The organism is Pseudomonas laurylsulfatiphila, assembly GCF_002934665.1.
In the GTDB taxonomy this organism is placed as follows: domain Bacteria; phylum Pseudomonadota; class Gammaproteobacteria; order Pseudomonadales; family Pseudomonadaceae; genus Aquipseudomonas; species Aquipseudomonas laurylsulfatiphila.
This window is the reverse complement of sequence record NZ_NIRS01000003.1, coordinates 869617-880343: the sequence shown is the minus strand read 5'-3', so window position 1 is coordinate 880343 and position 10727 is coordinate 869617. Positions and strand designations below refer to the sequence as shown.

The window sequence follows — 10727 nt, the reverse complement described above, 5'->3', positions numbered from 1 at the left end:
TGAGCCAGGCAACAAAAAAATCATACGAAATCGTTCGGAAAAGGAAGTTTCTAGTGAAGCGACTATTCTGCTTGGCCGCGATTGCGGCCGCATTAATGGGGCACACCTTTACTGCGCAGGCGGCAGGTGTGGAGTTCGCGGTTGGTCAGACCAGCGATTCGACCATGACGTATCGACTGGGCATGCAATTCGATTGGGACCAGAGTTGGTGGCAGAGCGACGTGGGTCGCCTGACCGGTTACTGGAGCGGCGCGTACACCTATTGGGAAGGTGACGAGAAATCCAGTAACCACAGCCTGTCGTTCTCGCCTGTGCTGGTTTATGAATTTTCCGGCCAGAACGTCAAACCCTACGTCGAGTTCGGGGTTGGCGTGGCGGCGTTTGCCAGCACCGAAGTCGAAAGCAACGATCTGGGCAGCGCCTTCCAGTTTGAAGACCGCTTTGGATTCGGTTTGCGCTTTGCCGGCGGACATGAAGTCGGGGTTCGTGCGACGCACTATTCCAACGCCGGAATCACCACTCCGAACGATGGTGTAGAAAGTTACGCATTGCATTACACGATGCCGTTGTAATTCGTAACGCTGTACTAAATGTGGGAGCGAGCCTGCTCGCGAAAGCGGTTTAACATTCACCATTTATAGTGATTGTCAGACTGCATTCGCGAGCAGGCTCGCTCCCACATTTGTATTCGGGTGACTTGAAAACTCAGCGATACGCCGTCGAAATCCCCAGGCGTTCGTCGATGCACTCCGGTGCGCCCATCTCGAACTCCCGGCAGATCAGCGGACGTTTTTCGTAGATGGTGCACATCATCGTGTTGCGATCCAGTGCGGCACACCAGCCGTCGTCCAAGCGCAGCATGACTTCCCCGCCCCAGTCATCGGTATCGATGAACCGTTCAGGCACACCCGTGTCGGTGATCAGCATGACTTCGAGCTGGCAGCAGCAGGCTGCGCAGGTCGAGCACGTGACCGCGGGTTCCGCGATTTGCGTATGGGGGATGGTTTTCATGCCGCGCAGTGTAAGGCAGTCACCCGGTGCTGTGTGAAAGGTCTGACGGACGCCCAGGTATCGGAACGTCCGGGATACCGCTGCCGATGATGGCGATTTTCAGGGTTGGTCCTTGATCGGTGGCTGGCTGCGCACCATGCGTTTGCCGATCTCCAGTTTCACTTGGTCCGGCCGTTTGGAGAGCGGCCAGAGGGCGGCCATGAACGCAGCCGGGAAAGCGATTTCCATCGGGCGGTCCTTGAGCTTTTCGAAGATGTGTCGCGCGGCTTTCTCCACCGGCCAGCTCAAGGGCATGGGAAAGTCGTTTTTCACCGTCAGCGGCGTTTCGACAGACCCGGGGCTGATCACTGTGAGTTCTATGCCTTCAGGGGCCAGGTCGATGCGCAGGGATTCGAACAGGTAACGCAGGCCGGCCTTTGAGGTGCCATACTCTTCTGTCTCGGGCAGCGGCAGGTAAGTGACCGTGCTGGCCATGGCTACCATATGTGGTGCGGTGCCGGCACGCAGCAAAGGCAGGGCGGCGTCGATGCAATAGCTACTGGCCAACAGGTTGGTACGCAACACGTGCTCGACAATCGACGCATCGAACTGCTTGGCATCCACGTACTCGCTGGTGCCGGCATTGAGTATCACGGTGTCCAGCGAACCCCAGTCCTCGGCAATCTGCTCGCCGATCTCGCGCACGGTCTGGCTGTTGGTCAGGTCACCGGCCACCACCAGCACTTGCCCCGGATAGCGTTGTGACAAGACTTTCAACTGCGCTATCGATCGCGAACTGACGGCCAGGTGCGCACCGGTTTTCAGGATTTCTTCGGCCAGGGCCGCACCAATGCCACTGCTGGCACCGGTCAGCCAGTATCGTCGTGCGAGTGTGCGACTCATCCCAATCTCCTTTTCAGCCAGGCCATTGCCCGGCCCAATACGGGTAAACATTTATAAAGCAGAGCCCCGGCATCGAGGTAATCCCGGTGGCGGCAATTCATGATCCAGCGGCGGCGTATTGCCGTGACGGCAGGCTTTTGAACGCCGTCAACGCACGCGTGCGGGATGTGCTCAAGTCGACGATCGGTGAAGGGTAATCCACCACACCAAACAGGCCGCCGAGATTGGCGGGGTTGTGCACGTCTTTTTTATTCAGCTCTGCCAGCTCCGGCAGCCATTGCTTGATGAACACACCTTCGGGATCGAATTTTTCCGATTGGCTCAGCGGGTTGAAAATCCGGAAGTAAGGCGCCGAGTCGGTGCCGGTGGAAGAGCTCCATTGCCAGCCTCCATTGTTCGCCGCCAGGTCGCCATCGATCAGGTGACGCATGAAAAAGCGTTCGCCTTCGCGCCAGTCGATCAGCAGGTTCTTGGTCAGGAACATCGCCACCACCATGCGCAGGCGGTTGTGCATCCAGCCGGTGGCCAACAGTTGGCGCATGGCGGCGTCGATGATCGGCAAACCGGTGCGCGCCTGTTGCCAGGCAGTCAGTTCAGCGGGAGCGTCGCGCCAGACCAGCGCTTCGGTTTCCGGTCGAAACGCGCGGTGCCGGGACACTCGCGGGTAGCCCACCAGGATGTGTTTGTAGAATTCGCGCCACAGCAGTTCGTTGATCCAGGTGACGGCGCCTGTGTTGCCGCTTTCGAACTCACCCTGGTTGCTGTTCAGCGCGGCGTGCAGGCATTGGCGTGGAGAAATCACCCCGGCGGCAAGATAAGCCGAGAGCTGACTGGTACCGGGTTTTGCCGGGAAGTCGCGTTCGTTCTGGTAGTGGTCGATCTGCGCTTCGCTAAAGCTGTCGAGGCGACGCCGGGCTTCGGTTTCGCCGGCCGGCCACAGGCTGCGCAGGTGATCACCGGGTGTTGCGAAACCCTCGACGCTCAAGGGGATCGCATCGCTGGCAATGTTCAGCGGCGCTTGTTTGTGTGGCGCGCGGATCAGGCTGGGCAGCGAGTGGTGCAGTCGTTCGTAGCAGACTTTGCGGAACTGGCTGAAGACCTGAAAGTAAGTGCCGGTCCGGGTCAGCACGCTCCCGGGCTTGAACAGCAATTGATCGAGGTAGCGGCGAACTTCGATGCCTTCAGCTTGTAGCGTCCGGGCGACCGCTGCATCGCGACGGGACTCGTGAATGCCGTACTCTTCGTTGAGGTGCAGCGCGTCGACCTGCCACTGTCGGCACAGGTTCAGCAATACGTTTGGCGCGTCATCCCAGCGGGGAGCCTGACGGATCAGCAGGGGAATGTTCAGATGACCCAGTTCGCGGCTCAGCTGGTGCAGGTTACGCAGCCAGAAGTCCACTTTGCAGGGCGCATCGTCGTGTTCCCGCCATTGCTCCGGACTCAGCAGGTACACCGCAACGCACGGGCCGCGAGCTGCGGCCGCCGAGAGGGCGGTGTTGTCGTGTAGACGCAAGTCGCTGCGCAGCCAGATCAATTGCATAGGGGGATCCACGCGATTCATTTAAATCAGCCCGCACTGAACGAGTGCCTGATGTGCCGACAGTGGATCTTCGGCCAGGTACAAGTCAGTGATCTCGTTGGTACTGGCGGACAACTCGGTGTGGTGGATGCACACCGTTGGTCCGGCAATCATTTTTGGGCAACCGACACCTTTGAAAAGTTTCGGCAGTTGCGCCAGGTTCATGGCCTTGCTGGAGTACAGCAGAACCCCGCGGGGTTGCAGAAGTTCGACCGCCAATGCCAGTTCGCCGACAGGCAGCGGCCCGTCGAAGACCTCCACCGGGCAATCCGCGCTGCTGATCAGCCAGGCCGTGAGCCACAGCTGAGGTTCCATGGGCAGGTCCGAGTGGTTGATCAACAGCATTGGCGCGGTGCGCAACTGACGATTGTTATGGTAGATGCGTGCGCCGAATTTGCTGCGTAGCCAGGCACAAAAAAAGCCCCGTTCCATCTGTGCACCGAATTGGCCTTGCCAACGTTGCTCCAGAGCGGCCAGCAAAGGCATCAGCAATTGCTCGCACAGAGTTCGCGGCGGATACAGCGCCATTGCCTGATTGACGTTGTCATCCAGGGCGCGTTCCTGCAATCCGCTGACCGCCTGCAGCAACGTTAGCAGCAATGTGTGCCAATCGTTGTCGACGGACTCGCTGAATACTTGCGGAGTGTCGAGCAATTCCTTGACCTGGCTGACGGCGACGCCACGGTTGAGCCAGGTGAGGATGGCCTGGATACGTTGTACATGGTCGGCCGAGAACAGCCGATGCCCCTTAGGGGTGCGTTGCGGCACGATCAGACCGTAGCGCCGCTCCCAGGCGCGCAGGGTCACGGCATTGACGCCGGTCAGGCGCGCCACTTCACGGATTGGCAGCCACCCTTCGTCCAGCGCCTTTTTAAAGTCATCGCCGAGGTCTTCGCGGGCGCTGGTGTCGAGTGTCTTTTTCATCAGATGGCGTTTCGCAGGCTGAGGTTTTCCGGGTGCGGTTGCAGATAGACCTGCTGTGCGATGTACGGATCGGGGTGTTGGCGAAAGTGATGTTTGAGCAGCGTCAGCGGCACCACCAACGGTACGATGCCTTGGTGGTACTGGCTGATCAGCTGTTGCACTTCCTGCTTGTCTTCGCGGCTGATGGCCTGTTTCAGGTAGCCACTGAGGTGTTGCAGGACGTTGGTATGGGTGCGACGGGTGGCGCATTTTTTCAGCGCTGCCATCAATTCGCTGAAATATCGAGGGCCCAGTTCCTGCGGATCGTTTTTGCCCATGCTGCCCAGCATGTGGCCCAGGGCTTTGTATTGCACCGGATTGTGGGCCATCAGCAGGTATTTGTAGCGTGAGTGAAAGTCTGTGAGGCCGCGCCGGGTCAAGCCTTCCTGGCGTAGCTGCTGCCAGGCGCTGTAGGCGAATACGCGGGTGAGGAAGTTTTCCCGAAGCACCGGATCGTTGAGCCGGCCGTCTTCCTCCACCGGCAAGTCCGGGTGCAGCAGGCAGAAGGCCTGGGCGTAGATCCCGCGACCGCCACTGTCCGCTCGTGTGCCGTTGGCGTGGTAGACCTTGACCCGCTCCAGGCCACAGGACGGGGAATTTTGCATGAAGATATAACCGCAAATATCCCCCAGCTGCGCTGCCATGTCCCGGCCGTAGGTGGCCAGCGGTTGTGTCACGTTCAGGTTGTGATCCAGAGTACCCACGGCTTCGGGTTGATCGGCACCACTCACCAGCCGAATCGGTTGGCGGGGTACGCCGAGACCGATGGCCACTTCCGGGCAGACCGGGATGAAATCGAAGTAATCAGTGAGGGTACGGCTGCACAGCCGCGATTCCTTGTGCCCGCCGTTGAAGCGCACATCGAGCCCCATCAGGCAGGCGCTGATGGCTATTTTCGGTTTGACGGGGACGTGGGACATCGGAACACCTCGAATCTAAACCTGTACAAGCATTTGCGCCTGTACAAGATAACTTCATCATAGATTCAAAGTTATACAAGTCAAATTTTTTGTATAGGTTTACCTCTGTAGGAGCTGCCGAAGGTTGCGATCTTTTGATCTTGAAAAACAAAATCAAAAGATCGCAGCCTTCGGCAGCTCCTACGGTTCATTGCAGGTGTTCATGCAAGCGGCGGGCGGCTTCCTGACCGCTTAGCCAGGCGCCTTCGACGCGTCCGGACAGGCACCAGTCGCCACAGGCGTACAGCCCCAGGTCGGCATCGGCCAGGGTGCCCCATTCGTGATTGCTGGCGGGGCGGGCGTAGAGCCAGCGGTGGGCGAGGCTGAACGTCGGCGCGGGCATGGAACCGTGCAGCAGTTCGGCAAACGCGCCGTGCAACTGCTCGATCACCGCTTCCTTGGGCAAGTCGATGTGTTGCCGGCTCCAGGCACTCGTGGCGTGCAGCACCCAAGTGTCGAGGGTGTTGTCGCGCCCGGGTTTGCTGCGGTTGCGGGCCAGCCAGTCGAGTGGGCTGTCCTGTACGAAGCAGCCTTCCATGGGCGTTTCCAGTGGCGTTTCGAAGGCCAGGGCGATGGCCCAGGTCGGGTCCATTTTCACCCCGGCGGCGGCCCCTGCGAGTTTCGGCGCCGATGCCAGCAGAGCCGTGGCCTGCGGCGCCGGTGTGGCGATGACGACGTGGCTGAACGGTCCGTGGGTGAAGCCCTCGGCGTCCTGCAGATGCCAGTGTTCTTCCCCGCGATAGACCTCGGTGATCCGGCAGGCGAAATGCACTTCAAGATCACCGATCAGGGCGCGGGTGATGGCACTCATGCGCGGCGTACCGACCCAGCGGGTCTGCTCGTCCGGCGACAGGTTGAGCTGACCGCCATGGTAGGTGTACAGCTGCGGCGTCCACTCGGCGACCCAGCCTCTGGCCTGCCAGCGCTGGACTTCCGTGACAAAGCGGCGGTCGCGGGCGGTGAAATACTGCGCGCCCATGTCCAGAGCACCCGCATCGCTGCGCTTGCTCGACATGCGCCCGCCGCTACCGCGGCTTTTATCGAAAAGTTGAACCACATACCCGAGGTCCGTCAGGGCCTGGGCGGCGGAGAGTCCGGCAATGCCGGTGCCAATGATTGCGATAGGTACAGTCATAGGGGCCTCGTTTACCTTTCTGTACAGACTACGCCGGGGTTCAAACCTGTACAATATTGTTTTTTGGTATAACTTTTAGCGTTCTCGTTCTGACAGCTTGGCCTATTGTTAACCATAGAGCCTGCTCGATACCAAAGATCCCTGCTTATAAAAATAGACTAGTGGACAAGGTAAAACGCCACGCGAGGAAGAAGTCATGCACATATTGCTGACCGGCGGTACTGGTTTGATAGGACGTCAGCTCTGCCGGCACTGGTCGGGGCAGGGCCATCGCCTGACAGTCTGGAGTCGCAAGCCTGAAAAAGTCGCGAAAACATGTGGTGCCCAAGTGCGTGGAATTGCCCGGTTGGAGGATCTGGCGCAGGAACCGGTGGACGCGATCGTCAATCTTGCCGGAGCGCCGATTGCCGACCGGCCCTGGACGCACAAGCGTAAAGCCCTGTTGTGGAGCAGCCGGATCACGCTGACAGAAACCCTGCTGGCGTGGCTTGAGAGTCGCGAGCAGAAACCCCGGGTGTTGATTTCCGGTTCGGCTGTCGGCTGGTATGGCGACGGTGGCGAGCGCGAACTGACCGAGGACTCGGGGCCGGTCAGCGAAGACTTCGCCAGCCAATTATGCATCGCCTGGGAAGAGACGGCGCAACGGGCTGAAGCGCTGGGCATTCGCGTCATCCTCATTCGAACCGGGTTGGTGCTGTCGGCCGAGGGCGGCTTTTTGTCGCGGCTGTTACTGCCCTTCAAGCTGGGGCTGGGAGGGCCGATCGGCAACGGCCGGCAATGGATGCCATGGATTCATATCGACGATCAAATCGCTCTGATTGATTTTCTTCTGCATCGCAACGAGGCCAGCGGTCCCTATAATGCGTGCGCGCCCAAACCGGTGCGCAACCGCGAGTTTGCCAAGACGTTTGGCAGCGTACTGCATCGCCCGGCATTCATGCCGATGCCGGCCTTCGTCTTGAAGGTCGGGCTGGGCGAGTTGTCCTTGCTGTTGCTGGGCGGCCAACGGGCCACGCCGGTTCGCTTGTTACAGGCGGGTTTCACTTTTCAGTTCACGGATTTGCGCGCGGCTCTGGATGATCTGTCCGCTCGCCTTTGAAATAGGATGTTGCATGACCGATCACGCGTTGCTTCTGGTCAACCTGGGTTCACCTGCCTCCACCTCGGTGGCGGATGTGCGCAGCTACCTCAATCAATTTCTGATGGACCCGTACGTGATCGACCTGCCATGGCCGGTGCGGCGCTTGCTGGTGTCGCTGATCCTGATCAAGCGTCCCGAGCAGTCGGCGCATGCCTATGCCTCGATCTGGTGGGACGAGGGCTCGCCGCTGGTGGTGCTCAGCCGTCGCCTGCAACAAGCCATGACTGCCCAGTGGCAACATGGCCCGGTCGAGTTGGCAATGCGCTACGGCGAGCCTTCGATTGAGTCAACCCTGGTGCGCATGGCTGCGGCGGGGCACAAGCGGATAACCCTCGCGCCGCTTTATCCACAGTTCGCCGACAGCACCACCACCACGGTGATTGCAGAAGCCAAGCGCGTGCTGCGCGAAAAAGGACTCGATCTGCAACTGTCGATTCTTCAGCCATTTTATGATCAACCGGAATACATCGACGCATTGGTCGCCAGCGCGAAGCCACATTTGCAGCAGGATTACGATCACTTGCTGCTGAGCTTTCACGGATTGCCGGAGCGGCACCTGACCAAGCTCGATCCGACGGGGAAGCATTGCTTCAAGAATGAGGATTGCTGCAAGAACGCATCGCCAGTGGTTTTAGCCACCTGCTATCGCGCGCAATGCCTGCGTACGGCATCGGAGTTTGCCAAGCGCATGGGCTTGCCGGACGGCAAGTGGTCGGTGTCATTCCAGTCGCGCCTGGGACGCGCCAAATGGATCGAACCTTACACCGAGGCGCGCCTCGATGAGTTGGCCAAAAGCGGCGTGAAAAAGATTCTGGTGATGTGCCCGGCGTTTGTTGCCGATTGCATCGAGACCCTGGAAGAGATCGGTGATCGCGGCAAGGAGCAATTCCGCAATGCGGGGGGCGAGGAGTTGGTGCTGGTGCCGTGCCTCAACGATGACCCGCATTGGGCGCAGGCGTTGAGTGCGTTGTGCGAAAGGGCGCCGATGGCGCTTTAAAAGCTTCGCGAGCAGGCTCGCTCCCACAGGGGAATGCATTCCAGACTGTGGGAGCGAGCCTGCTCGCGAAAGCTATTTCATTAACAACAAAGCGCTTGAAGCATTACAGCAGCGGCTCATTCGCCTTCTTGTGCTTCCAGCTGTCATTGCCCGGCAGTATCAGGTTCAAGCCAATCGCCACCACCGCGCACAGCGCGATGCCTTTGAGGCCGAAGTCGTCCGGCCCGGTGCCGGTGCCGATCAGCACGCCGCCGATCCCGAACACCAGGGTCACCGATACAATCACCAGATTGCGCGCTTCGCCCAGATCGATCTTGTGGCGGATCAGCGTGTTCATCCCCACCGCCGCAATCGAACCGAACAGCAGGCACAGAATTCCGCCCATCACCGGCACTGGAATGCTTTGCAGCAGCGCACCGAACTTGCCGATGAACGCCAGGCTGATGGCGAAGATCGCCGCCCAGGTCATGATTTTCGGGTTGTAGTTCTTGGTCAGCATGACCGCACCGGTCACTTCGGCGTAGGTGGTGTTGGGCGGGCCGCCAAACAGACCGGCTGCCGTGGTGGCAATGCCGTCGCCGAGCAGGGTGCGGTGCAGGCCGGGTTTCTTCAGGTAATCGCGCCCGGTCACGCTACCCACGGCAATCACGCCGCCGATGTGTTCGATGGCCGGAGCCAAAGCCACCGGTACGATGAACAGGATCGCCTGCCAGTTGAATTCCGGCGCGGTGAAGTGCGGGATGGCGAACCAGGGTGCCGCAGCGATCTTCGCGGTATCGACCACGCCGAAGTAGAACGACATGCCAAAGCCGACCAGCACGCCGGAGATGATCGGCACCAGGCGGAAGATGCCCTTGCCGAAAACCGCAACGATCAGCGTGGTCAGCAGCGCAGGCATCGAGATCATCATCGCCGTCTGGTAATGAATCAATTCACTGCCGTCACCGGCCTTGCCCATGGCCATGTTAGCGGCAATCGGTGCCATCGCCAGGCCAATCGAAATGATCACCGGCCCGATCACCACCGGCGGCAGCAGGCGGTCGATGAAACCGGTGCCTTTGATTTTCACCGCGAGGCCGAGGAAGGTATAGACGAAACCTGCCGCCATCACGCCGCCCATGGTCGCGGCCAGGCCGAACTGGCCCTTGGCGAGAATGATCGGGGTAATGAAGGCAAAGCTCGATGCCAGGAACACCGGCACCTGACGCCCGGTGACGATCTGGAACAGGATCGTCCCCAGGCCGGCCGTGAACAGCGCCACGTTCGGGTCGAGACCGGTGATCAGCGGCATCAACACGAGGGCGCCGAAGGCCACGAACAGCATCTGTGCACCCGACAGCACCGTGCGCCAGAGCGGATCGTTGAACTCTTGCTGCATGGTCACGCGTCCTTCTGCTTGGTGCCGAAGATCTTGTCACCGGCATCGCCCAGCCCCGGGATGATGTAGCCGTGTTCGTTCAGTTTTTGATCAATGGACGCGGTGTAGATGATCACGTCCGGGTGAGCCTTCTCGACCACGGCAATGCCTTCTGGCGCAGCGACCAGCACCATGGCGCGGATGTCCTTGCAGCCGGCTTTTTTCAGCAGGTCGATGGTTGCAACCATCGAGCCGCCGGTAGCAAGCATCGGGTCTATGATCATGGCCAGGCGTTCGTCGATTTCCGGCACCAGCTTCTCGAGGTAGGTGTGGGCCTCGAGGGTTTCCTCGTTGCGGGCCACGCCCACGGCACTGACTTTGGCGCCCGGGATCAGGCTGAGCACGCCTTCGAGCATGCCGATGCCGGCACGGAGGATCGGCACCACGGTAATTTTCTTGCCGGCGATTTTCTCGACCGACACAGTGCCGCACCAGCCATCGATATCGTAGGATTCCAGCGGCAGGTCTTTGGTGGCTTCATAGGTCAACAGGGCGCCGACTTCCTGAGCGAGCTCACGGAAATTCTTGGTGCTGATGTCTGCGCGGCGCATAAGGCCAAGTTTATGACGGATCAGCGGGTGGCGGATCTCATGGATGGGCATGGGGAAAGGCTCCGGCGGCGGGCAAAAAAACCGGCCTAGAT

Annotated in this window: 11 protein-coding genes and 1 pseudogene; 3 read left to right on the top strand and 9 right to left on the bottom strand. The window is 60.0% G+C overall.

Going from position 1 to position 10727, the window contains the following annotated elements; genetic code table 11:
- The first annotated feature begins 53 nt into the window (after window positions 1-53).
- Window positions 54-572 carry an acyloxyacyl hydrolase gene (locus CD175_RS14485; RefSeq protein ID WP_104449399.1) on the top strand — a complete coding sequence of 173 codons (519 nt, stop codon included), beginning with the start codon at window positions 54-56 and terminating at the stop codon, window positions 570-572.
- A 133-nt stretch (window positions 573-705) separates the two neighbouring features.
- Here the strand turns inward: CD175_RS14485 and CD175_RS14480 are convergent, their stop codons facing one another.
- The 7 genes and pseudogenes from CD175_RS14480 to CD175_RS14450 all read right to left on the bottom strand — a co-directional run bounded on the left by CD175_RS14480 (window position 706) and on the right by CD175_RS14450 (window position 6529).
- The gene (locus tag CD175_RS14480; protein ID WP_015096814.1) at window positions 706-1011 is read right to left on the bottom strand and encodes a YkgJ family cysteine cluster protein; all 306 of its coding nucleotides are present in this window, start codon (window positions 1009-1011) and stop codon (window positions 706-708) included.
- Between the two features lie 99 nt (window positions 1012-1110).
- On the bottom strand, window positions 1111-1893 hold the full coding sequence (locus tag CD175_RS14475; protein WP_104449398.1) for an SDR family NAD(P)-dependent oxidoreductase: 783 nt from the start codon (window positions 1891-1893) through the stop codon (window positions 1111-1113).
- A pseudogene (locus tag CD175_RS14470) lies at window positions 1890-1985 on the bottom strand (transcriptional regulator); the annotation flags it as partial. The gene CD175_RS14475 and the pseudogene CD175_RS14470, both read right to left, overlap by 4 nt.
- 5 nt (window positions 1986-1990) lie before the next feature.
- Window positions 1991-3433: a deoxyribodipyrimidine photo-lyase gene (phrB, locus tag CD175_RS14465; RefSeq protein WP_104449396.1), complete on the bottom strand. Its 1443-nt coding sequence runs from the start codon at window positions 3431-3433 to the stop codon at window positions 1991-1993.
- A gap of 21 nt (window positions 3434-3454) precedes the next feature.
- Window positions 3455-4396 (bottom strand): MerR family transcriptional regulator, encoded by a 942-nt coding sequence (locus CD175_RS14460; protein WP_104449395.1) that lies wholly within the window; start codon window positions 4394-4396, stop codon window positions 3455-3457.
- Window positions 4396-5355, bottom strand: a complete 960-nt coding sequence (locus CD175_RS14455; RefSeq protein ID WP_104449394.1) for a YbgA family protein — start codon at window positions 5353-5355, stop codon at window positions 4396-4398. The genes CD175_RS14460 and CD175_RS14455 overlap by 1 nt, the downstream gene beginning before the upstream one ends.
- 187 nt (window positions 5356-5542) lie before the next feature.
- The gene (locus tag CD175_RS14450; RefSeq protein WP_007973863.1) at window positions 5543-6529 is read right to left on the bottom strand and encodes an NAD(P)/FAD-dependent oxidoreductase; all 987 of its coding nucleotides are present in this window, start codon (window positions 6527-6529) and stop codon (window positions 5543-5545) included.
- A gap of 196 nt (window positions 6530-6725) precedes the next feature.
- Between CD175_RS14450 and CD175_RS14445 the strand changes: the two genes are divergently transcribed.
- Window positions 6726-7628: a TIGR01777 family oxidoreductase gene (locus CD175_RS14445; protein ID WP_104449393.1), complete on the top strand. Its 903-nt coding sequence runs from the start codon at window positions 6726-6728 to the stop codon at window positions 7626-7628.
- 13 nt (window positions 7629-7641) lie between these two features.
- Entirely contained in the window at window positions 7642-8667 is a 1026-nt protein-coding gene (gene hemH, locus CD175_RS14440) for a ferrochelatase (protein ID WP_104449392.1), read from the top strand.
- A gap of 103 nt (window positions 8668-8770) precedes the next feature.
- Here hemH and CD175_RS14435 read toward each other — a convergent pair whose 3' ends face one another.
- Both CD175_RS14435 and upp read right to left on the bottom strand, forming a co-directional pair.
- Window positions 8771-10045 (bottom strand): uracil-xanthine permease family protein, encoded by a 1275-nt coding sequence (locus CD175_RS14435; RefSeq protein ID WP_007973857.1) that lies wholly within the window; start codon window positions 10043-10045, stop codon window positions 8771-8773.
- 2 nt (window positions 10046-10047) lie between these two features.
- Window positions 10048-10686: a uracil phosphoribosyltransferase gene (upp, locus tag CD175_RS14430; RefSeq protein ID WP_007973856.1), complete on the bottom strand. Its 639-nt coding sequence runs from the start codon at window positions 10684-10686 to the stop codon at window positions 10048-10050.
- Window positions 10687-10727: the final 41 nt, after the last annotated feature.